The organism is Vibrio sp. 10N.222.55.C6 (assembly GCF_041473395.1).
In the GTDB taxonomy this organism is placed as follows: domain Bacteria; phylum Pseudomonadota; class Gammaproteobacteria; order Enterobacterales; family Vibrionaceae; genus Vibrio; species Vibrio crassostreae_C.
In genome coordinates this window covers 63,570-87,181 of the sequence record NZ_JBFRSD010000004.1, presented here as the reverse complement: position 1 = coordinate 87,181, position 23,612 = coordinate 63,570, and the positions used below count along the sequence as shown (strand labels likewise).

At 41.8% G+C, this 23,612-nt stretch carries 21 protein-coding genes; 14 read left to right on the top strand and 7 right to left on the bottom strand.

The features are described 5' to 3' along the window. Positions 1 to 35 precede the first annotated feature (35 nt). From AB4486_RS04595 to AB4486_RS04535, 13 genes are read left to right on the top strand one after another with little or no spacing between them, the layout of a single operon-like run. Positions 36 to 518 carry a prepilin peptidase gene (locus AB4486_RS04595; protein ID WP_372099627.1) on the top strand — a complete coding sequence of 161 codons (483 nt, stop codon included), beginning with the start codon at positions 36 to 38 and terminating at the stop codon, positions 516 to 518. Beyond that, positions 515 to 1,345 carry a hypothetical protein gene (locus AB4486_RS04590; RefSeq protein ID WP_017060821.1) on the top strand — a complete coding sequence of 277 codons (831 nt, stop codon included), beginning with the start codon at positions 515 to 517 and terminating at the stop codon, positions 1,343 to 1,345. The genes AB4486_RS04595 and AB4486_RS04590 overlap by 4 nt, the downstream gene beginning before the upstream one ends. A 38-nt stretch (positions 1,346 to 1,383) precedes the next feature. Next, positions 1,384 to 2,700, top strand: coding sequence for a type II and III secretion system protein family protein (locus AB4486_RS04585; RefSeq protein ID WP_372057959.1), 1,317 nt, complete (start codon positions 1,384 to 1,386; stop codon positions 2,698 to 2,700). Beyond that, positions 2,697 to 3,173: a hypothetical protein gene (locus AB4486_RS04580; protein WP_017060819.1), complete on the top strand. Its 477-nt coding sequence runs from the start codon at positions 2,697 to 2,699 to the stop codon at positions 3,171 to 3,173. Before AB4486_RS04585 ends, AB4486_RS04580 begins: the two co-directional genes overlap by 4 nt. Continuing rightward, positions 3,173 to 4,414, top strand: a complete 1,242-nt coding sequence (locus AB4486_RS04575; RefSeq protein WP_017060818.1) for a hypothetical protein — start codon at positions 3,173 to 3,175, stop codon at positions 4,412 to 4,414. The genes AB4486_RS04580 and AB4486_RS04575 overlap by 1 nt, the downstream gene beginning before the upstream one ends. Continuing rightward, positions 4,411 to 5,688, top strand: coding sequence for a CpaF family protein (locus AB4486_RS04570; protein WP_102428928.1), 1,278 nt, complete (start codon positions 4,411 to 4,413; stop codon positions 5,686 to 5,688). The genes AB4486_RS04575 and AB4486_RS04570 overlap by 4 nt, the downstream gene beginning before the upstream one ends. After that, positions 5,688 to 6,596: a type II secretion system F family protein gene (locus AB4486_RS04565; protein WP_372116647.1), complete on the top strand. Its 909-nt coding sequence runs from the start codon at positions 5,688 to 5,690 to the stop codon at positions 6,594 to 6,596. Before AB4486_RS04570 ends, AB4486_RS04565 begins: the two co-directional genes overlap by 1 nt. Next, positions 6,593 to 7,432 (top strand): type II secretion system F family protein, encoded by an 840-nt coding sequence (locus AB4486_RS04560; protein WP_017060815.1) that lies wholly within the window; start codon positions 6,593 to 6,595, stop codon positions 7,430 to 7,432. Before AB4486_RS04565 ends, AB4486_RS04560 begins: the two co-directional genes overlap by 4 nt. A 9-nt stretch (positions 7,433 to 7,441) precedes the next feature. After that, a complete protein-coding gene (locus tag AB4486_RS04555) occupies positions 7,442 to 8,167 on the top strand; it encodes a lipopolysaccharide assembly protein LapB (RefSeq protein ID WP_102428926.1) in 726 nt (241 codons plus the stop codon). Next, on the top strand, positions 8,164 to 8,655 hold the full coding sequence (locus tag AB4486_RS04550) for a TadE/TadG family type IV pilus assembly protein (protein ID WP_102428925.1): 492 nt from the start codon (positions 8,164 to 8,166) through the stop codon (positions 8,653 to 8,655). Before AB4486_RS04555 ends, AB4486_RS04550 begins: the two co-directional genes overlap by 4 nt. Beyond that, positions 8,652 to 9,221 carry a tight adherence pilus pseudopilin TadF gene (gene tadF, locus AB4486_RS04545; protein WP_102428924.1) on the top strand — a complete coding sequence of 190 codons (570 nt, stop codon included), beginning with the start codon at positions 8,652 to 8,654 and terminating at the stop codon, positions 9,219 to 9,221. Before AB4486_RS04550 ends, tadF begins: the two co-directional genes overlap by 4 nt. A gap of 2 nt (positions 9,222 to 9,223) precedes the next feature. Continuing rightward, on the top strand, positions 9,224 to 10,744 hold the full coding sequence (locus AB4486_RS04540) for a pilus assembly protein TadG-related protein (RefSeq protein ID WP_102428923.1): 1,521 nt from the start codon (positions 9,224 to 9,226) through the stop codon (positions 10,742 to 10,744). Positions 10,745 to 10,750: 6 nt separating this feature from the next. Beyond that, complete coding sequence (locus AB4486_RS04535; RefSeq protein ID WP_372116578.1) at positions 10,751 to 11,434, top strand: OmpA family protein; 684 nt, start codon at positions 10,751 to 10,753, stop codon at positions 11,432 to 11,434. A gap of 68 nt (positions 11,435 to 11,502) precedes the next feature. Here AB4486_RS04535 and chrA read toward each other — a convergent pair whose 3' ends face one another. Continuing rightward, positions 11,503 to 12,648: a chromate efflux transporter gene (gene chrA, locus AB4486_RS04530; protein WP_372116576.1), complete on the bottom strand. Its 1,146-nt coding sequence runs from the start codon at positions 12,646 to 12,648 to the stop codon at positions 11,503 to 11,505. A 101-nt stretch (positions 12,649 to 12,749) separates the two neighbouring features. Between chrA and AB4486_RS04525 the strand changes: the two genes are divergently transcribed. Then, positions 12,750 to 13,676, top strand: coding sequence for a LysR family transcriptional regulator (locus tag AB4486_RS04525; protein ID WP_017060808.1), 927 nt, complete (start codon positions 12,750 to 12,752; stop codon positions 13,674 to 13,676). Positions 13,677 to 13,946: 270 nt separating this feature from the next. Here the strand turns inward: AB4486_RS04525 and AB4486_RS04520 are convergent, their stop codons facing one another. From AB4486_RS04520 to AB4486_RS04495, 6 genes are all read right to left on the bottom strand, one after another. After that, positions 13,947 to 15,287: an MATE family efflux transporter gene (locus AB4486_RS04520; RefSeq protein ID WP_372116574.1), complete on the bottom strand. Its 1,341-nt coding sequence runs from the start codon at positions 15,285 to 15,287 to the stop codon at positions 13,947 to 13,949. Between the two features lie 392 nt (positions 15,288 to 15,679). Continuing rightward, entirely contained in the window at positions 15,680 to 18,079 is a 2,400-nt protein-coding gene (ygjK, locus tag AB4486_RS04515) for an alpha-glucosidase (RefSeq protein ID WP_372116572.1), read from the bottom strand. Between the two features lie 15 nt (positions 18,080 to 18,094). Further along, positions 18,095 to 19,159 (bottom strand): protein YgjJ, encoded by a 1,065-nt coding sequence (gene ygjJ / locus AB4486_RS04510; protein WP_004734431.1) that lies wholly within the window; start codon positions 19,157 to 19,159, stop codon positions 18,095 to 18,097. A gap of 427 nt (positions 19,160 to 19,586) precedes the next feature. Continuing rightward, complete coding sequence (locus tag AB4486_RS04505; RefSeq protein ID WP_017069519.1) at positions 19,587 to 21,020, bottom strand: amino acid permease; 1,434 nt, start codon at positions 21,018 to 21,020, stop codon at positions 19,587 to 19,589. Between the two features lie 572 nt (positions 21,021 to 21,592). After that, the gene (locus AB4486_RS04500) at positions 21,593 to 23,017 is read right to left on the bottom strand and encodes an amino acid permease (protein WP_017063320.1); all 1,425 of its coding nucleotides are present in this window, start codon (positions 23,015 to 23,017) and stop codon (positions 21,593 to 21,595) included. Between the two features lie 139 nt (positions 23,018 to 23,156). Then, positions 23,157 to 23,609 carry a beta-galactosidase subunit beta gene (locus AB4486_RS04495; protein ID WP_017066026.1) on the bottom strand — a complete coding sequence of 151 codons (453 nt, stop codon included), beginning with the start codon at positions 23,607 to 23,609 and terminating at the stop codon, positions 23,157 to 23,159. Between the last annotated feature and the right edge of the window lie 3 nt (positions 23,610 to 23,612).

The window sequence follows — 23,612 nt, the reverse complement described above, 5'->3', positions numbered from 1 at the left end:
AAAGTGTTACTTGTAAATTTTTATGAGAGTAAATTATGTTATATATATCCGCATTTATTACTCTTATTTTCTTTAGTTTGATAATATGTTTTAAAGATATAACGGAGAGAGAAATACCTAATTTATATGTCGTAATTATTGCGATAGCTTCTTTTACTTTAGGGTTTACGACCTCAGATTTTAGTAAGATATTGATTGTTTTTGTTTTAGGTGTCGTTCTTATTAGTTTTTGGTTAGCAAATTTTATTGGTGGGGGCGATGTTAAGCTTATTTTGGCTTTCTCTTTAGCGATACCAGCGAACGATATTTTTGTAGCCACTATATTGGTGATTTTGATTGGTGGAGTTATTTCTGTTACTTATCTACTACTTCATTTTTGTGGGAAATATGGTTCCAATATTTGGGATGGATTAAGCACTTTAAAACCGACGAATGAAGGTATTCCATATGGCGTTGCGATCTGTAGTGGTTTTGCTCTGGTCATTTTCAAAAATGTTGTAACAGGAGGTTTTGTATGAAAAAAAGTCTCAGTCTGTTTGTTGCTGTAGCAGCTGTTGCAATCGGCGGTTATGGAATATATCAGAACCTAAATAAGACGAGTGAACCTACGGTTGAAAAAACTGAAGAATACGTTCAGGTCTGGCGAGCAAACATCCAACTCGTTAAGGGGAAACCGATCGATGCTTCTTTGGTTAAGAGAGAGCAAATTCTTAAGAGTTTGGCCATTGGGGAAGGGATTAAGGCTGATGTAAATTTAGATTTTTCTCCAGCCACATTACTTAATAGAAATTTATCCCAAGGTGATTTGGTTTTACCCGAATACCAAAATAAAAAAGGTTCTCCTGGATATATTGATTTGCTTATATCAGAAGGTAAAGAGCCTTACCCACTATTAGTCAGCAGTACTAACCTAATATTAGATTATATAAGACCTGGAATTTATGTTGATGTGTTATCAATAAGCTCGCCGGTGGAAAATCTGTCCGGTGACCTTGATAGACGTATTGGCTTTAATGGTGTTAATGCTAATTTGCTTCTTAAGCGAGCTAAGGTGCTCGGTACGTCGAGTGGCAGCAAAGGTGATGATGGTAATCTCGATTCTACGTTTCAGCCGGCGGCATCCGCAGGTGAGGAAACCGGGCAAGCTGTTGTCATTATTGAGATTGATCCGGTAGATATTGCAAGAGTGTCGCTTGCTGAAAAAACGATGCACTTGGAGGTGTATCGCAGTAATAGCTATGAAGTTCCGATTGATGCTGACGTTAGAAATGTTATTGAAAATTATAGTGGAGTGTCGGAGTTAAGAGGTTCAAGACGTCAGACCGTTCAAGGGGGCGAACTGTAATGGGTATAACAGCAAAGATAACGAGATGGGTATTAGTGATGAATCTGCTGTTGATAAACTCAATGGTATTCGCTTCACAGCGATATATTACTCAATTTGAAGGACAGCATATCTCTCTCAATGAAACGATCACAACAGTGTTTATTAGCGCACCAGATATAGCCGATTATAATGTTATCGATGAAAAAACAATTGTCGTTTTTGCGAAAGAAGTGGGGCAAGCGCGACTCGAAATCTATGGCAAAAACAATAAATTACTATTGTCCGAGAAAATCATCGTCGATGTGGATCTGAGCCAAGTTCGTCGCCAGATTAAACTCCATTATCCAAAGCTAGACATTAAGCTAGAGTCCGTCGGAATGCAAGTTGCGGTAAGCGGTGTGGTTGATTCTAACCAGCAGCGTGATGATATATATCGGATGGTCGCAACCCTACTGGGGCGTGAGAAAGTCGCAAAGTATGAAGCGACTCGATTGCTTGAAATAGAAACCGATCTTATCGATATTCCAGAACCACAAGATATGGTTTTTGCTAGAAATATGACTTGGGATGGGATTTTAGAGCTACTTGAGGTCGCAACAGCGCAGCAGGTTAACGTCAAAATCTCGGTCGCTCAAGTAACTGAAAATTTTGCGCAGACAGTCGGTGTTGATTGGTCAAGCGTGGGGGCGGGTGTCGGAGAGTTTCTATTCCAACAGTTCGACGCTGCTGACCTTACAACTGTTATTACAGCATTGGGCAATGAAAATGTCGCGCAAATTTTAGCAGAACCAAATCTGACCGTTATTTCCGGTGAGTCCGCGAGCTTCTTAGTCGGTGGGGAAATTCCCGTAATCGTAACCACGAACAATAATATAAATATTACGTTTAAAGAGTTCGGTGTTCGTTTGAGTTTGACGGCCAATGTGATGAGCGAAGAGCGTATTCGTATGCAGTTGCTTCCCGAAGTGAGCGAAGTCGAGCGGTATATTCGAGCGGCAGGCATTGAGGTTCCACAATTGGCAACGCGTAGAGCCATGACGACGATCGAGTTGGGTGATGGTGACAGTTTCGTACTGGGCGGGCTAATGAGTAGCTCTGACTTGGAAGAGTTACAGAAAACCCCCCTACTAGGTGATATTCCAATTTTAGGCGCGGCATTTAGAAAATCTTCGACAGATAGAAGAAGAACCGAATTGTTAATTGTCGCGACAGTGAATTTGGTTCAACCAATAAAAAGTAAGAAGGTACAGCTGCCTCAAATGCATAAGACTTCTACATTTCATCGTTGGCTCAATATCGATTCTCCAGCTGAAGCAAACAGTGGTAGTGATCCTACAATTGAACTGTTATCTCAAGGAGGATTTATACAATGAAGAAATTAATTGTAATAGTGGTCATGATGTTTCTTATCTCGGGTTGCGCGGAGCGTTATCTTAATGGCAAAGGTAGTGAATACTTAGTCTACCCAGAGACTCATATCTATAAATTTAGTGTCAAATCTATTCCTGAAACCAAAGAGCAGTTAAGTAATCTTATCGCTAAAGTTAACGATATAGATCCCGGAGCCTCTTATAAGTTTGAGTATAGGAATAGAAATTCAAAAAATTTGATTGACAATGTTGTGAATGAATTTGAAAAGTTACCACTGTCTGCTGAGGCGTTCAGTGTGCATAAAAATATCGAATTAGACAAAGATCTTAAAATTACAGTGATCTACCACTCTCTATTACAGGAAAAATGTAAGTTTGCTTCTGTAGAAGGTGTTGATGTAAGCCAAAACTGTTTTGTGGAAGCGGCAAGAGTGGGGCAGGTTATTCACAAGGAAAGGCTCGTGGAGGGATTATAATGTTTGATTTAGTTAAAACAATGAAAGAGTCCGCAGCTTCGGAAGATTTGTCAGGCATTAATAATGGTCCATCTGATTGCGTATTAGTGTATCAATCGCAGGAGTGCGTTGATCTCGTAAAAGAAATGTTTCAATTTGAAGGTTGGGATGAACCACAATTTATTAAAAACACGGATGTAAATAAAAAGTTCTATGAAGAACAAAAATCAAACATTGTTTTACTGGAGTTATGTAACTCAGAAACAATGGCGGACGATGCTCAAAATTTCGCTAGTCATCTTCCTACCCGAAAAGGGCTGATCATTATAGGACAGCAGGACTCTATAGTTAAGCTTCGTGAATTAAAAGAAATGGGATTTTACTATCTATATTGGCCTATTAATAAGTTTGAATTTTCTGACTTTATACTAAATGTTCAAGCAAATTTAGAATCTTTTTCTGGTGTGAGTGAAAAGCGTAAGGCAAAGCGCGTTGCTGTTGTGGGTAGTAAAGGTGGGGTAGGTACTTCTCTGATTTCCACTGAGTTGAGTTCAATGTTATCTACGCAAAGTATTGATACAATATTAGTCGATCACCAATACAGTGACTCAAATATCGATGTGTTAATTGGTTTGGAAAATTTTCAATCTAGATTGATTGATGAATATTCTGTCCCAATTCACGAATTAGATAATGACGGAGCGTTAAGTTATTTAACGCAAGTGAGGAAAAATTTTAGACTGCTGTCATTGCAAGGAGAGCAAGACCAAAAATTCATTTATGATTATAATCAAACATTATGTGAACTATTAAATAGAAGTGCTAATTTTATTATCGAGGATTTTTCTGGAAGTATCGATTTTAAAATTACCCCGCATGCATTAATAGAAATTTATGATGTAATCATCGTTGTCCTAGAACCTTCCGTTTCATCAGTAAGAAATGCACGTACATTGCTATCAGCACTCGAACAAAATCAAGTGTCACAAAGTCGTCGCACTCGAATTATAACTTTAGCCAACCATCATAGACCAGAGAGTACATTCGTTATTGGACAAGGTGATATAACAAAATACCTTGAATCAAAAGTTGATATTGATATGCCTTATTGTAAAAGGCTGTCTCATTTAATCGTAGAAGGTAAGCGAGCTCATAAACATGAGAAAAGCATTCGTAAAACAATTGAGGACCTATCAAACTTAATAAATGGTCAATCAGTGCAAAAACATCAGGGTTGGTTAAATAGACTGGTGGCACGATGAGCACAACTAAAGAGCTATATATATCTTTTCGCACTCAGATTTTTGAAGCGCTTGATGTCGAAGCGATTCAAACCATGAATCGCAATGATTTAGAGGGACAAGTTAGAAGTGCTGTTGATGTACTTTCTAGCAATAATGAGCGTCCAGTAACGGCAATGATGCGGTCAAGTATTGTTAAAAGTATGCTAGATGAGCTATTTGGATTAGGACCTATTCAACCGCTTGTTGAAGACTTTTCGATAACTGACATACTTGTTAATGGCCCAAATGAAGTATTTTATGAAAAGTACGGTAAATTGGAACGTTCAGATATTACTTTTGTCAATGAAGACCAACTTCTCAATATTGCTAAACAAATCGCTTCTCGAGTTGGTCGCCGAGTTGATGAGCTATCCCCTACAGTGGATGCCCGACTCGAAGATGGTAGCCGAGTAAATATCGTTATTCCTCCGATTGCTTTAGATGGTACGACGATTTCTATTCGTAAGTTCCGTGAGCAAAATATCACGATGGAATCTTTGGTCGAATTTAATTCTATGTCTTTAGATATGGCAAGGGCGCTATCGATTGCTTCTCGTTGTCGGTTAAATATTTTGATTTCTGGTGGTACAGGTTCAGGTAAAACAACGTTACTCAATGCTTTATCACATTATATTAGTGATGATGAGAGGGTGATAACAATAGAAGACGCTGCTGAACTTCGGCTTCAACAGCCTAATTTAGTTCGACTTGAAACGCGAACTAAGAGTATTGAAAGTACTGGCCTAGTGACACAGAGAGATTTGGTGATTAATGCGCTTCGTATGCGACCTGATCGCATTATTCTTGGTGAGTGTCGTGGTTCAGAAGCGTTTGAGATGCTGCAGGCGATGAACACCGGTCACGAAGGGTCTATGTCTACCCTACATGCTAATACACCAAGAGATGCTATCAGCCGAGTCGAATCTATGATTATGATGGCAAACTTAAACCAGCCATTGGATGCTATTCGTAAGGCTATCGTCAGCTCAATTGAACTGGTTGTGCAAGTGAACCGTTTACGAGATGGCTCTCGAAAAGTAACAAGCATCTCAGAAATTGTCGGAATTGAAGGGGATAGTGTTGTCATGGAAGAGATATTTTCCTTCCAATATGATGAAGTCAATTATGGTGAGAATGTAAAAGGCAAGTTTGTTACAGAAGGTATCATGCAGAGATCTCACTTGGTACGAAAAGCCCATTTTTTCGGTTTATATAATGAACTGATGGAATCCTTTAAAGGGGTAGGGACATGATCATTTGGATATCTTTTATTTTATTTGGGGTTGCCATATTTTTACTTTTTGATGATAAAAAATCAAAAGTGGTTAATTATTTTCCAAAATTGAAAAAAACGCAAAAAGAAGATGATATTTCGGTGATTGATATCAGTGGACTGCTGCCTAGAGCAAGTTGGAGAAGTATTAGAAGAGACCTACATCCAACTATAGGAATATTAGGTTCAAGAGCAAAACTAATTGTTTTATTTTATGTTATTTTCAGTGTTTTTATATCCTATTATTTGATTTATCATTTTTTCTATATTCGTTCAATGTTTATTATGATTGTTTCAATCTTGTGTTTATTATTCTTCGGTTACTTTAGGCTTAAAACGGTTAGAAGAAAAACATTTCAGCGGACATTTCCTGATGCTCTGAATATATTAATGAGTGCGGTGACTGCTGGTGAAAGCCTGATGCAGGCATTTATATTCGTTGGGGGGAATATGGATGGTGAAGTTGGGCGAGAATTTAAGTTAATGGGTGACCGACTTCGTCTAGGTGAAAATTCTGAGGATGTTTTAAAGCGATCTTGTGAGGTCTTTCCCTACCCTGAATACATTTTTTTTACGATTGCAATAAGAGCCAATCTGAATCGTGGAGGCCAACTTAAGGGAGTATTAGCTAGGTTGATTAGAGTGTTAGTCGATGCTCGTGCAATGGAAAGAAAAAAAATGGCGATGACATCTGAAGCGAGGATATCAGCAAAAATAGTGGCAGCCATACCATTGTGTTTTGCAATAATGCTAAATTTTTTGAACCCAGACAATATTAAATTTATTCTCCATGATCCAGAAGGTCAATGGATACTTTATTATGTGTTAGGTAGTGAATTGTTAGGTTTATTTATAGTGTGGCTTCTTGTTAAAAGGGTGAAATTATGAATACTATTATTATACTATTTGTTTTTGCTTTTGGTTTGTATATGGCAATTAATATGTTAGTTGATTTGAAGAGAGAAAAAAGAATAGAATTTCTGCTAAGCGCAACACAAAAAAAGCATAGATCATCTAGAATTAACTCATTTATTGTCAAGTTTGGTAAAGAATACCGAGGGGAGTTAGAGCAGAAAGTTAGGGATGCTGGTATTCACAGCCCTCAACTGGCTATTTATTATTTTCCAATTAAAGTTTTATTTTTCGCGGTTCTCTTATTCTTTGTTTGGATAGCGGACATTGCTATAGAAACTAAGTTTATATTAGTGGTTGTTAGTGTGATCACAGCTGTACTCCTCCCTGACCTTATCTTAAGTTTAAAGCAAAAGGCGGTTGTCAGAAAGATTTCGATAAATCTTCCCTATTTACTAGATATGATGTCTGTTTGTGTGCAGACCGGTATGACAATAGAGGCATCTTTTGCCTATTTGTCAAAGGAACTAGAAACCTTTGATCGTGATTTATGCTATCAGATAAAAAAAACGTCAGACTTTGGCAAGATTCAGGGTATCGATAAAGCTTTATACAACTTGTCTGAACGCGTTCCTTCCCCTGAAATGTCGAGCTTTGTTTTGACTATTATTCAAAATATTCAATACGGATCTTCTATTTCCATGATCTTATCTGATTTGGCTGAGGATATGCGTAAAATGCAGTTACTTACCGTTGAGGAAAAGATGGGGAAACTCTCCGCTAAAATGAGTATACCTTTGATTTTACTTATTATGATGCCTATTGTCATCTTAATTTTAGCACCTGGAGTCGTCCAGATGGGACTTGTTTAGGAGTGAATTATGAGAGCTAGATATTTTATTTTTACTCTTTTATTGGTGTCGTTAATTGGCTGCTCTTCAAGTCAATCTGAACTAAGTCTAGACAATGAAGTCGATAGCATGGAGCGAGTGGGTAATTATGATGGTTTAGTTAACTATTATAAAGGTAAGCTTGAAGAATCACCCAACGATACAGTTTCTATGCAGGAGCTAGCTAAAGTTTATTTTGATAAGGGTGATATCGAATCAGCAAGGTTTTATAGTGATTATCTTTTAGGCTTGAAAGTGGTTAATTGGGAGTTATCTCAATTACGAGGTCAAGTTTATAATGCAGATCATAACGATGCTTTGGCGGTAGAGTCTTATCTACGTTCTATTGAGTTGGGAAATAATACGGCAGAAGTAGATGTTCTATTGGGGATATCTCACTGCATGAATGGAGATTATGAGTTAGCCGAGAAATATTTTAATAATGCCAGAATCAAAGGTTACAATGATACTGCGATAAAGAATAATTTGGCATTGATTAAGTTTGCTGATGGAAGATATCAAGAAGTGATTGATTTATTACTTCCATTGTACTTGTCTGATCCTAAAAATAAAAAAGTTCAGGCAAATTTAGCTATTGCTTTGATTAAGTTAGGTCACGTTAAACAAGCCAGTGATGTTTTAGGTAGTAGTTATTCAATCAATGAAGTTACAACCATGTCTAGACGCCTATCTTCAGGCGCTGGGAGTTCAATATGAGAAGAATAGTCAAGTATGCTAAGGGGTCTCTAACCGTCGAGGTGGCTTTAGGCATCATCATTCTCATCACGGCGACGGTAATGATATTCGAAATGGCGTATCGGATTTACGTCTCAAATTTGGTTGAGTTTGCGCTCAGAGAATCGGTTAGGTCAACGACTGTTTTTCAGGGAGATAATTCATACACCAGTTATAATACCAGCTTTTTCAACGTGATGAATGATGAAAGTAAATTATGGTCTTCACTGACGCCTGTTGATAACTTTTCAATGGCAGGCAAATATTATGTGAGTTATGAGGATCTTTTATCTGATAATTATCGTAATGATGGCGATATGCTGATTGATGATTCGGGATATTCCTTTGCCGAAATATCATTGAGTTATCAATATGAACCTATTTTACCTTTGCTTGGTGGAAATTCTGAAATCATTTCATCTTCAGTGTTACTTACTCTCGAGCACGAGGGTTGGGAGAGTGTTAGATGAACATATCGGAATTAACAAATAATGGAGGCTTTCGAAAAAAACGCAACTCAACACTGCAGCGTGGCGCCTTTACCATTGAGTTAGCACTCATTTTATTTGTCGTTATAGCCATATTTTATTTTATGAGTGACGTGAGTCATAAGTTATTGGTTAGAGCAAAGCTCGACCGAGTGAGTTTTGCTCTGGTTAACGTAATGAAAGAGCGCACTCGATATTATGATGAAAATGTCATCTTAACTGGTGATGATAGAGACAAAATGGTCATTATTGCCGCTCGTCTGCTAAACACAGCTCCAGAAAGCGTAGCGCTGAGAGTTGAAGCTATGCACGATGGCTCTGCTGCAAATATTGATTCATTCGAAAGTGACCAGTTCAACAACTTAGGTTGTAATGTACCATTAATTTCATCGAAAGAGGCTTTGGTTCCTGTAGAGAACGGAGTCTCTTTCCCTCTTTACCAAGTGTCATTATGTGAAAGTAATTCATCTTGGTTTGCACGTTTGTTGGGGATTGCTAATTTATCAGAAATAACCATTTCATCGAGTTCGGTGATGGTTGGGAGGTAGATATGATAAACCCAAATACATTTAATCGCGGTCCTCATCGTCAGAGAGGTATTGCCGCAATTTGGCTTGGACTGACGTTAATACCTTTGTTAGGCGTGTCAGTTTTTGCACTCGAGGGAACTCGATATATACAAGAAACAAGTCGTTTGAGAGATGCTGCACAAGCTGCTGCCCTTGCAATAACAATTGATGATAAATCGAATGAAGCAGATGCTTTAGCGACTCGATATGTTGATGATTATGTGCGTAGTATCGAGCATATAGATATCACGACAGTAAGGACTTATGAGGAGCCAACTGCGGCGAATGATGATACCGAGAAAATTCAATATGAAGTTGCAGCAGTGACTACCCATAATTCGTGGTTTGCGAGTAATTTAATTCCCTCATTCGATGAAAATCAAAAGCTTGCAGGCTCAGCGCTCGCCGCGAAATATCCTTACTATCTAGGTGATAAATTAGTAGACATTGTGCTAGTCACTGACTTTTCAGGATCAATGAATCGGGATTGGAGTGGGGCAAGTGGTGATGTAAATACAAAGATTCAAACTCTCAAACTAGCTGTTTCAGATCTTGCTGATAATATTTTGGTTGTGCGTGAAGGTGATTCTACAGTGCTTAACCGTCTAGCGATTGTTCCTTTTAACCTCAGAGTTCAGGATAAAATTAATAACAATTTATTCTCAGGAAGTCAGTTGAGGTATAGAAGTGATTACCACTCTTCTGTTTCCTCTAAAACGTATGAAAAAGTCAATTGGCGTTTTTGGTCAAAAAGAACATTAAGTGAAGTCGAAGATTGTGCCGATGATATATTTGATTGCCCTAATATTGGGAATAATAATCAGCACAAACAAGCTAAGAGAGTGTTGGATGTTTTAAATATTAAATCTAGACGTCTTGAAATACCAGAGTATATAGATTATCAGAAATCTGTTGATGATATGTTTAACTATAAAAGAGATAATACAGATTTAAAATTTGACTTTAGAGCGGATACTAATGTTATTTACAATAGCTCAATGACGATGACTAATGGCATAGGTCACTATGTGATTCCTCTTACCAGTGATTCTGATTTGATTGAAGAAATGCAGGATATGAATTCAGGAGGCAATACGGCTTCATATCAAGGTATTTTAAGAGGGCTTCAAGTACTTAATGATGGCATGCCAAGTAATTCGGCTAGTCAGCAGGAGATTGATGAATACAGTCAAAGAGTCAAAATTATGATTATTTTGAGTGATGGTCAAGAATATCCATATACGAGTATTTTACCCGACTTAGTTGATGCCAATATGTGCAATGCTGCAAGAGAGCACTTTCAATCTGAGAATGGCAGCCTGTATATAGGTGTTATAGGTGTTGATTTTGATGCGACTAAACAAAATGGATTTCAGAAGTGTGTCTTAAATCCTGATGAAGATATTATCGATGTACGTAGTCGCGAAGAATTGATTGAACGTATTCAAAATTTAATTGAGAAAGGATCTCGAGGTACTGGTGTATCGAGACTATACGGGTGAGTAAAGATGAAAAATACAATGCTAACAATAGGTATGCTTGTTTCTTTCTCTAGTTATGGGCAGGAGATTAGTGATCAGGTAGTAGAATATTGTGGGAATACTTTTTCAGAGTATTCTCACACCATCGAAATTGGTGAAGTTCAAGGGGTGGCTAGTCATCGTGATGGCTATTGGCAAATTCATGAGGGAAGTCATGATCCAGCTCTCAAGTGGGAGCTTCTTAAGCGCTCACAGTTGATCACTGATCCTAGTGATTGTCTCACTTATATATCAAACCTTGGTATTGCTAGCTTCGATAGTGACAAAGGGCAGCTCGTTGCTCGTGTTAACTTCGCCTTTGATCGTTATTATCTGACCCCTCTTGCTCGTGAAGTGCTTGCTGATGTGGCAAAACATCTCGCAGACAATGACTACCTAGTGACCGTTGAAGGCCATACCGATTGGGTGGGCAGTGAAGCTTACAACCAAGGGTTGGGGCTAGAGAGAGCTCAAAGTACGTCTAAACAGCTTTTCACTTACGGTGTTGAAAAAGAGAAAATGACCCTGAAATCATTGGGTGAGTCTGAGCCAATCGCAAGTAACAAAACCTCAAAAGGTAGAGCTCAAAACAGACGTGCTGATGTGTATATTCCCCCAGAGTCTTTTAACCAAGACGATGCCAGTCCAGCCTCTACACAGATAGAAGAATAACCACTATCTCAACGGTCTCATAATCCGAAAATTATAATGCCCACTAATTAGAATTAGTGGGCATTATATTAAATGACTCCGAGTCCAAACCCTATTGCAATAAACAGAGCTACCATCCATACAATCGGCATCTTCATTGTTTTCAATAGCCACACGCCAACAATGATCAGAGCGAAGTCTATGCCACTGCTCACTGCGCTTGTGAAGATAGGTTGATACAGGGCTGCAAGTAGTAGACCTACAACTGCCGCATTCACACCAGTAAGAGCGCCAGCAACCAGAGGTTTGCTCGCAATTGCTTGCCAGTTTTTCAGTACACCTAGTAGTAATAAGAAGCCTGGTAAGAACACGGCAATCGTTGCGAGTAGTGCGCCTGTGATTGGTGCCGATGGCATCAATACATAACCTAAGTAAGTCGCAAGTGTAAACATAGGCCCTGGTACTGCCTGTGCTGCTGCATAACCTGTTAGGAAGGCATCTTGAGACAGTTGGTCACCAATACCATTTTGTAGCAACGGAAGTACCACGTGGCCGCCGCCGAATACTAAGCTACCTGCTTGGTAGAACAGGCCAAACACTTCAATACCTTGAGAGTAAGCACTGAATAGAGGCAGACCAACCAGCAAAGCAACAAAAATCACGAGAGGCGTTACCGATATTTTTTGCGTTGAAGGTATCGTTTTGAGCTCTTGAGACGTCAAGAACTTACTGCCAACCATCGCTGCAAATAGAAGCACTAAAACTTGAGGCCAGATGCCTGGAATCAGTAGCAGAACAATCGCGGTAATCACACATAATGCGGTTGCTATCTTCGATTGGCAAAAGTTCTTGTACATACCAAAGGTTGCATCAGCCACAACCACTACTGCTAATAACTTAAGCCCGTGAATGATTGAATTGAAAAGTGGTGCTTCCAATAGTTGGTTGCTGACTAACGCCAATATCAGCATCAGAATCACAGATGGGGAAGTGAAGCCGACAAATGCAGCAATAGCACCTGTTAGTCCACCTTTCTTGTAGCCAACCGCAAAGCCAACCTGACTTGAACCTGGGCCCGGCAGAAATTGACTGAGGGCGACAATTTGCCCGTACTCTTCGTCGGATAGCCAATTCAGTTTCTCAACAAAGGTTTTACGGAAGTAGCCAATGTGTGCCGCTGGTCCACCGAAGCTAATCCAGCCAAGCCAGAAAAAGGTTTTAAAAATTGAAAGCATGATCGATTCCAGATAAATGTTTAGCGTAATTTATGGTGACTTGCACTATGATTCAAATTAATTGTTTTAATTATAACTATTAATGAAATAGGTTCTTCTGGATGGCTGATTTTAACTGGAAAGGTATCGATCTTAACTTATTGATAGCTCTGCAAGCGTTATACAAAACGAACAGTGTAAGTAAAGCGGCTGAGCGCTGTTATGTCAGTCAGTCTGCAATGAGTCATAGCCTTCAACGACTTCGAAAGTTGTTTGATGATCCTCTGTTTGAACGGGTAGGTAGCAAGATGGAAGCAACGGATAGAGCGATTGAATTATCCAGTACTGTAGATGCCTTGCTCAATACCATTCAATCTGAAGTACTACTCTCTAAATCATTTGATGCAACAACTTACAAAGGCAGTTGGAAGATTGGTCTTACCGATTATGCCGAGCAGATGTTTGCTCCAGTGTTGTTTGATCTCATTAAACAGTCCTCTCCTGATTCTCAAATTGCGTTGTTCAACGTAAATCGATCTAACTATCAGCAAGTCTTTGACGATGCCAAGCTTGATATGACGATAGGCAGCTTTGGTGAGGTACCAAAGCAATATCGAACAAAGCATTTGTATACGGAGCAACATGTTTGTTTACTTGATCAATCGGTTCTATCTATTGAGGAGCCGATGTCGCTAGAACAATTTGTTGCTGTCGAGCACGCGCTTGTTTCCCCTGCAGGGGCTTTAAAGACGGGAGTGGACACTCGTTTAGGTGAACTCGGCTTAAGCCGGAAAGTCGCGATATCTTCCAGTAACTTTTTAACTGTTAAACGACTCATTCGTGGCAGAGAACTATTGTGTATTGTCCCCAAGCTAGTCGCGCGCAAGGATATTGATAGTGAAGAAACCTTACTAGCTGTGAAGCCACCTATTGATGTTCCAGATTTTGATATCCAGCTTGTTTATAGAAAGGCAAAGCATTTAGATGATAAAAATAAACTACTTAGAAAGTTGATTACTAATGCGATCTCATCTGTGATTTCCGAATAGTTTATTGTGTCGGTTAATCGTCAAATTCATATGAATTAATTTTAGAAAAATCCGGTTTATTATAAGAACCCGACTATACTTAATTTACGACTCAAGGCAGTCGTAAAGAATAGGCTTTTTGATTTACCTAAGTAAAAAAATTGGTTATATCCTCATGATATAGCTTAAAAATCTACCAGGCTAAACGGACTTAGTTGGTCTTAAAAGCGCTAGCTCCCCCTAGCGCTTTTTTCTTTTGGTCGAGATAAATTTCGACGTATCAACAACAACCTAAAAAGAGAATCGAGTCCATTTCTTAGCTCGCCAGCGATAGGCCATGATGATTCCACGGAACCACTCGTCCATCGCGATTGCCATCCAAGCCCCCAATACGCCATAACCCCAATGCACGCCAAGCAAATAGCTCATGGCAACCCCAATGCCCCACATGCTGAGAATACCCATTTTGATCGGGAATTTAATGTCGCCAGCAGCCTTTAGACAAGAGATAAAGATCAGGTTAAATACTCGACCAGCTTCAAGAATGATGGAACCTGCAATCAGTGCAGCCGTTAGCGCAATGATCTCTGGATCTTGCGTGAACAGATCGAGAATTTCGAAACGGAACACATAAACCATGCAGGTAATCGCAGTTGAGGCGATAAAGCCAACCACAAAGTAACGTTGCACGCGCTTGGTGATCTCGTCGATCCAACCCTTACCAATGTAATAGCCTGTTTGGATTTGGCTGCCTTGACCAATTGCCAGTGCAAATGCAAAAGAGAGACGAGCGATGTTTTGTGCGTAAGTAAACGCAGTCAGTGAAGATGTGCCCATCTGTACCACGAAGAAGGTAATGCTGATCTGAGCCATGTTATAAGAGAGCACTTCTCCTGCGTTCATCGAGCCGATCTTAATGATTTTTTGATAGATGGCTTTAGGCACAGATTTAAACTGCTTCACTGGTAGATCAATCCCTTTGCTTCTGACCACACCAATCAAGATCAACATCCCGATCACTTGGCTAATGACGGTCGCGGTCGCAACCCCTTGCACGCCGTATACTGGCAAACCAAAAGGTTGATATAAGGCGCAGTAGTTACCGAATACGTTGATAACGCCTGCAATCATGTTGATCACCATCGGTGACTTTGAATAGCCATGACTGCGCAAAATAGTGGTGAGAACCACACCTATGGTTACATTGAAGGTGAGAGCACCACTGATGAACAGGTATTCTTGCGCGTACTGTTCGACTTGAGGTTCGAGTTGATAAAGCGGGATAAAATATTCAGCAACAAGAACGGCAATCACACTCAGTAGCACACCGGCAATAATGGCCAGAATGATACTTGCTACACCCACGTGAGCGCTCTCTTGAGTGCGGGAAGCACCATTGTATTGCGCGATTAGAATACCCGTACCACTGCTGACCATGGTCGAGACAATGATCAGGAAAAAGGATATCTGAGAAATAACACCAACGGCAGACACGGCTTTGTCCGAGTATCCCGATAACATGAATACATCACTGGTGTTGAGTGCGGTTCTTAAAAGAACTTCGATAAAAATTGGCCAGGTGAGCGCAACGATTCCCATACGTTTGTTTAGGGTGGAATCAGCATTAGGCATTTAGGTTTTCTCAAAAAAGGGGTAGGCGACACTATAGTTTAGCTATTATTTAGTAAACGACTATCAAATTAATGTCCGGAAGGCTAATAAGGATAAATAAAATTCGAATAAGTCTTCAGAATTCAATATTTCAGTGAGGGTGATGAAATTTTTGAATGGGATTTCATAGCAAGAGCACTCTTTGCTTTTTGTGAGTAAAAGCTTGCCTGTGTTAGCTGAGTACAACGAACAGAGTAAAAGGATCATGGTAGGCCAAATGGTCTAAGTGCTTGTTTTTCGCTTACGTTACTTCAGATATAAAAAAGGCACTCAGCGAGAAACTGAGTGCCAAAGTCTGAAATTTATGAGGTTAGATTTTCATTGAATTTCAGAAGACAGGTATAGGTTTTTACTTACTCTGCGTCAGTAAAGAAATCGTTGTATAACATGTATAGGTGGGCAGCACTCCAAGAGAAGTTTGGAGCACCTTGTTGTTCACCGTTTAGCGGGTTGTAGTTCTCACGGATAGGACCGTCTTGTACCAAGCCATCGGCGTGGTCGAAGAATGCGCCTGCCATTTCAATCGCATCGTCACGGTAGCCGTAGCTGTCCATACCTTTTAGGCCGAAGTAGAACTGGTCTACCCATACACGTCCACGCCAGTAAATATCTGGGCCAAATGCTGGGCTAGAAAGCGCTGCTGTGCCCAGTGGAACGTAGGTGTTGAACTCTGAGGTATCTTTCATCACAGAGACCACGGCATCAGCGTGAGCTTGTGTTGCTGCACCGTTGAACAGTGGTGACCAACCCTCAGGGCCTTTACCACGCTCGACAATCGGTTTGCCTGCGCAGCCATTGGCTAAAGGCTTGTCTTCAATACGAATGTCATAGAAGAAGTTAGTGCCTTCGTCGAACATACAGGTGTTGATGTAGTTCGATAGGTGCTCAGCTTTTTCACGGAACTCTTTCGCTTCTGTGTCTTTACCTAGAATGTCAGCCATTTCTGCTAGGTACTTATTATCGCTGTACATGTAGCTTGCTTGGTCGACAGATTCTTGCAGTAGTGAGTAGCCCAGTAGCGTGTCATCTTCAGCGCGGTTTTGAGCGAACTCAACATCCCAATCGCTGCGCTTGCCGCCATTCGCCACATACGCGTCTAGCTGGTCTTTATCGATGAAACCAAATGCGGCTGCATCGTCACGACCTGACTCCCAAGACGCGGCAGTTTGTGCTGGGCTTTCGATGTAATCGTAGTTACCTTCAGCAATCACTTTATCCAGTGCAGTTTGGCCTATAACTGTCTCGTGTTTATCGCCACGAACCACGGTGAAGTACATTTCACCTTCAGGCGTGTTGTGTGCTTTATCGCGTGCTGCGCCGTATTCAGGTACGCCGTTGCCGTTGTTGTCACGGTTGCGCAGCCACCAATCGTGGTATGCCACTAGCTTTGGATACATCTCTTCGAGCCAAGCTTCATCGCTGGTGGTCTTATAGACTTCCATTACTGCCCATGCTGCTAGGCTTGGTTTGGTATTACGTTCATTCCAGTTACCGCCATCGCCGCCACGTTCTGGACTTAGGTTGTAAGCGAGTAGATCGGGCACGTAACCTTCATCCCAAGGACGAACGGCATCGTCAGCCTGAATTTGGTAAGCGAACATCGCGCGGATGTTATCTTTCGCTACATCTGGGTTGAAGTGAGCCATTGCGTAGGCTTGCTTCCATGTGTCCCAAGGCCAAGTTTGGTTGCCCGAGAACCAACGCGCCGTCACGGATGGTGTCACAGAGTCAAACTCCATCGCACCTGCAGCGCCACGCCAGTTACCGTTTAGGGTTTCCATCGCTTTAACCGCAACACGCTCTTGCTCTGGTGTCGCGTTCGGGTTGGTTAAACCCATCTCAAGATAGCCTTCCCAACGTTCTGCTGATGCGGCTAAGAAGTCGGTAGGGTTTGCCATGATCTTTTTGATTTCAGGCTGTTCCGCTTGCGCTTCTTCTGCCGTTAGAACATGCGAGTATGTGGTGTAGATAGTCGTCGATGCTTCAATGTTTGCCGTTGAAGTAAACGCTAAACCATCAACCGTGGTTTTCGTTGGAATCGACTTGTGAACTTGGTATTCAGACTCACCAGAAGTCAGTAGATCCCATGTCGAACGAACCTTACCGAAGGTCACCTTTAGGCCATCGTCGGTTGCGACGATTTGACGGTCATACTCAGGGTAAGTTTCAGCGATTGTTTTGTCGGTTTGTGCCACGCCTTCTTTGGCGTGCGTCTTTTCTAGCAGTTCACCATCCCACACTAATTCAACCGGTGAGTCGGTAGTGATTTTTGTTTCTAGCAGAGAGGTACGGTTTGAAGCAAAACGCATCGTCATTTCTACGGTCACATCGTCAGATTTTAGCGTCTGAACCAATGCGCCCGGTAGGCTATAAGCTTCCATAGTGAAAGCCACTTTTTTGCCGTCTTTGAACACGCTTAGGCGGTCGAAGTTATCAGCCATGAAGTTGATATATTCTTCGGTAAGCAGTGCTGTACCTGGGAATCCGCCCATGCCTTCTGCACTGTCTGGCAGCAGATGACCGTGCCATGCACCTAGGTCGAAGAATGGGTTAAAGCGTTGGTGGTCATCGAAGTCGTAGTCACGCATGTATTCAGGTGAGCCAGTACGGTCGATAACGTTTTTAAATTCGTTGGCTTGCAGTTGCTCTGTGTCAGAGCCTGAGCCTGAGCCAGAGATTGAGTTTGAAGCACAACCAGTAACGACAAGGGCTGCACCGATAGCGAGAGCTGCGAATGATTTATTCAGTTTCATGATCAATTCCTGTTATTACCAGTAGAAGTATTGCATTGCGAACACCTGAGCGTCGCCGATTTCAGTGTCGCTGCCTACGCCAAAGCGGCTATCGAAAGCAGTCGCAAACGCGCCGTTGCCGTATTCATACCAAACGCCAGCATTGATGTAAGAGGTGATTTCTTTGTCGCCATTGTCACCGTCAAAGTTTGCGTAGTTGTAGGCTGCAGATAGGTAAACGCCTTGTGCCGCTTCGTACCATGCACTGGTTTGAATACCAGACTCGCTACCGAAAGACTCTTGGTTGCCTTTATCTGTATCGTGCCAAACACGAGTGGCGAAGTTTTTGTACTCAGCACCCAATAGCAATAGTTCACCACCATCGTTGTTACGAACTTCACCACCACCCATTAGGGTTAAGTCGTCGGTCAGATCGTATTGAAGGTAACCATTGACCATGGCGTTCTTATCTTTCCATTGGTCTGCGAAGCTGTCGTATTTACCGAAGTGAACAAGAGCATCGTCTTCCGAGAAGTCAGACTCTGGCGCGAAAGAAACGCTGTAGCGAAGCTTGCCTTCTAGGTTTTGAATCTTCACACCAAGGTGCACGTCTCGCGTGTTTGAGATCGCGTAGCCGTATTCAACCGTAGGGTCACCCCACCATTGAACGTCATCTAATGAAGAGTCCATACGACCAATCATGAATTCTGTTTTGTTATCTGTGCGGTAGCCAGCGTAAAAGCGGTTGAAACCACCTTCAAAACCGCCCCAGCCGTGGCCCGTTGCCCAAGCATTGCCTTCGTCATCGGCTTGTACTGTCCAGCCCTCCATATAAGCAAGACCAAACCAATTACCGTGCTCGATAGCCAAGCCAGCTTCAATGTAAGTACCGTCTGCGTAGCGGCCTTTATCATCACCTTCGAGTGCCACGTGACCACCAAGGCCAAGCTCACCATAAAAGTTAAATAGGGTTTCAGTTTCTGTCTGAGGAGGCTGAGTATCACTGTGGTTTGCTGCGGACTCTTCCGCGTGGGCAGTGGTACTTAAGGCAGCAAGAATACAGCTTGTAATAAGAGTGTTTTTAGTAAAACTACTTTTCATTTTAATCACTTCTGTGTCGGGGTTATAAATGAAGGTTCGCAAGCAGTTCTGACTTCTAATATGGGGTGCTCTTCAAGGCGTATTGGTCAGGTTACTTACGATCGCAAAACCAATATTAATGATAATTTTGATGTTTAAAATTAATTAAGTTTAAAAGTGTGATCTATTTTTAGTAAATATTTACTTTGTTTTTATTTTGACTTTCAGTTGAATTTGCAGAGGTATGGCTAGGGTTGTAAGTATTCGGGAGGTGAATTGTTTGATGGGTGGTTAGATTGTTGGTTCGAATGTTTTGATTCTTGAATGGCTTTGATTTAATCGAGATGGTTAGTGGAAATGTACCGACAAATAAAAAGGCACTCACCAAATGCGAGTGCCTGAAGTTTAAATGCGAGTGCCTGAAGTTTAAATCAGAGTGCAGGGTAAACTAAGCGTTCGCCGGTTCAGGTTTTGCTTCTAGTTTTTTCTCTTCTGGAGATAAGCTTTTTTCATATTTTCCGTACTTCCACCACGCGTAGCCAAGGAAGATAACAATCCCGCCCACGTTGTAGAAGATGATGGTCATGATGTCAGCACCTGTTGGGAAGGTTGACGCAAAGAAGCCAACAGTGAAAATGCCGATCAGAATCGAGACCACGGTAATGCCTGTCATACGTGAGCCCATTCTGAAATCACGAGGTAAGTGATCCAACTTCAAACGTAAATTAAGGTACGCGATCATGATGAATAGCGGTGGCAACATCGATGCTGCAGCTGTCATGTTGATAATGGTACTCATCAGATCTTGAACCGTATCGGACGCCAGTGTCGGAATGAACATCAGTGGAATCACAATCAAGAACTGAATCCAAGCCGCACGCTCTGGAACGCCTTGTTTGTTTAGAGCGACCGTTTTCTCACCGAAGATACCTTTAGGGATTTCAGAGAAGAAAATCTTAACCGGTGTTGCTGTCCACATCAGCAGAGAGCCCAGCATCGCCGTGAATGAAACCACACCAACGAAACGGTTCATCAAGATTTCAGACAGGCCAAAGTGTCTTGCTAGCCCTTCAAATACCTGAACTGAGCCGCCTGTGAATTTAAGCTCTTCACGCGAAACAAACACGTTTGCTAACACAGATCCTACCGAGTAAAGCGCACCGATGAAGATACCGGCAATGATGATGACTTTAACGAAAGACTTGTGACCGCCTTTGATGTCGTTAACGTAAACCGCGACCGATTCTGCACCGCCTGCCGCCATGAAGATCCAAGTGATTACGCCAAGGAATGCCCAGTTGAAGCTTGGTGTCATGGCTTCAATGGTGATTGGGTCAGCTGGCTCGATACCGCCTACCAAAGCACCGCCAGATAGCAAGATGTAAGACATCGTTAGCAGCAGCATCAGTGATGATGTTAGTGAGGTGATAGGGCCCAGTAATTTCGCACCGTTATTCGAGATATGAGTCGCGACCGCAAACAAAATAGTACTTAGAATTGCGGTGGTCATTGGCGTGAATATGTACTCAAAACCTAAGAACGCATACGACGCGTAAGCGATGATTCTAGGGAGCAGAGAGGTGAAGAAGAACAGGTTAACAAACCAGTAGGTGTAAGCTGAAATAAACGCCCAGCGGCCGCCTAGAGAGCTTTTAACCCAAGAGTAAACACCCGCTTCAGAGTCTTTATTCAGTGACACAAACTCTGCAACGATCAAACAAAATGGCACAAAGTAAAAGATGGTTGCTAGAAAGAACATCGGAGCCGAGGAAAGGCCGATCTCGATGTTGTTATTAATGATGTTATTGAAGCTGTATACCGCCGCGAAGGTCATAGACAGTAGGGCAAATTTGCCTATCGTACTGCGTTTATTTTCGGACATGATGTTCTCCGGTGAATCACGTTGATGATCGTTATAACTTGGTCCTAGAGAGGGAAGCTCTAGGCCGCACTTTTATTGTTATGTTGGTTTGGCAAACACCCGCTTTGTTTTGTCAGGGTTGGCTCATTGTTGTTTTTATAGATTTACGATCGGACTTCTTTGGGGTTTTTCTTTGGTATTTCAGTAAACTTATTACCAAAACAAAGAGTTAAAGATTAAGAAGTTCATTGAAGAGATTGCTTGTTTCATGAGCGACGATTTATAAGGCGTGTAGGGGCTTTTTTGTCGCTTTCTTTATATGAATCAGTTTGTCTCTTCAGCAAGAAGATTAAAGATTAAGCGGCGGGAAGTTAATCGAAATTGATCAAATATGTGACCTTGAGTAAATAAATTTAGTTAATGTTTTACCTTGGTTTTTATTTGAGTTTTATTACCTATTAATTGGTGTTTTTCGTGAACTGAAACCTTGACGGAATGGCGTTTTTATTTTTGGGGTTTTTATTTTAATTATCTGATTTAAAACAAAAAAAGCGCCAATTAAGGCGCTTTTAACTAGATGTATAGATTCTGGATTACGACTGCTTAGCCGTTTCTAGCTTTGCTTCTTTACCTGCTTGCTTCTTTTCAAAGCGAGAGATCCACCACCATGCGATACCAGAGAATACCGCTGTCATGAAGACGTTGATGAAGAAGGCTTGAACAAGGTCAACACCTGTCGGGAATGCCGATGCTGTCATGCTCACAATGAAGATACCAATCAGTACCGATACTACTGCCATACCTTGAACTCGAGTACCCATGCGGAAATCACGCGGTGTGTCGTCGTGTTTCAAGCGGAATACAAAGTAGGCCACCATGATGAAGATTGGCGGTAGCATTGCGGTACCTGCTGTTAGATTGATTGCTGTATTCATCATGTCTTGTACAGATTCAGAGCCGAAGCCGTTCACCACAAGCATCACGAATACAAACGCGAACTGCCACCAAGCTGCACGTACTGGCACGCCGTGTTCGTTAAGCTCTGTTGTCTTCTCGCCGTAAACACCTTTAGGGATTTCAGAGAAGTGAATTTTTACTGGAGCTGCTGTCCACATCATCATCGAACCGAACATAGCAACGAATAGGATAATACCGACGAAGCGACCCGTTAGAGATTGTGAAATGTCGAAGTAGTTCGCCATACCTGTGAAGATTTCAACCATGCCGCCAGCGTAGGTCAGTTCATCACGAGCAACGAATACGTTTACTAGAAGAGAGCCCACTGCGTACATTGCGCCGATTGCGATACCTGCACCAATGATAACCTTGATGAAAGACTTGTGACCGCCCTTAACATCGTTTAGGTAAGCGGCTGCGGTTTCTGCACCACCGGCTGCTTGGAAGATCCAACACATGATACCTAGCGTTGCCCAGTTGATGGTCGGTGTCATTGCTTCAAGCGTGATTGGTTCTACTGGCTCATGGTTGCCGCCCAGTGCCATTAGTGCACCGATAACGTAGATTGCAAACAGAGCGAATACACCGTAGGCCACGATCTCGGCAATCTTACCTAGCCAGCTCGCGCCTTTGGTTGAGATGTGAGTTGCTGCAGCAAACAGAGCAATCGAGATAGCCGATGTGACGACTGGCGAGAAGGCGTATTCATAGCCCAACATCGCGTAAGACGCATAGGCGATTACGTTTGGTAGCAGGGATACAAACCAGAAAAGGTTTACGAACCAGTATAGGAAGGAACCTAGGTAGGCTGCTTTTGAGCCTAGTGGTTTTTTTAGCCAGTCATACATGCCTGACTCAGAATTTTTATTTGCTGATACGAATTCAGCAATGATGAACACGAACGGAATGAAGTAAATAAGGGTCGCGAGCAAAAAGATAGGGGCTGAACTCAATCCCAATTCGATGTTGTTGTTTACAATGTTGCGAACGTTAAATACCGCTGCAAATGTCATGGAGAGTAGGGCAAATTTGCCTAACTTACCGCGTACAGATTCAGACATAGTGTCCTCCAAGGGTCACGTAATTATAGTCGTTATATCTTTAAGCTTCCTTGTAGGGAAGAAGCATAAAGGCGTTTGCAGTGTGGCTGAGTCTTGAACGGCAAGCCTCAGTCACACTGTGAATAGATAGCGTTATTGTTTATTTATTGAGGAAGTAACCGTCTTCAATGGTCACTTTCAGTACCACTTTTCGAACTCGGTTATCACCGTGGAAACGGTAAGCCTGATTGTTGTCAAAGATCGCCACTTGGCCTTCAGCTAGCTCACGAGTTTCACCGTTCCCCATTAGGTGTTCGCGGTCGGTTTCATCGCTATAAGCTTGGATCTGCTCTAGCTCTGATTTCGCTGCGAATTCAACCGTTTCACGGCCTTCTAGGTAGTAGTGCACGTCGAAGTAACGACGATTACCGGTGAAGTTTTCTGTGTTACGAGCCACACCGTCTTCAATCATGTAAGCCAGTGAATCACCAATTGAATACATCACGCCATCTTTGATGTTTCCGATGTTTTCAATCGCTTCTACACAGCGTTGCCATTTACGACCATCGCGGTAGACGACTTTAAATTGTTCTAAGTTCTCTAAAACGATCATCGC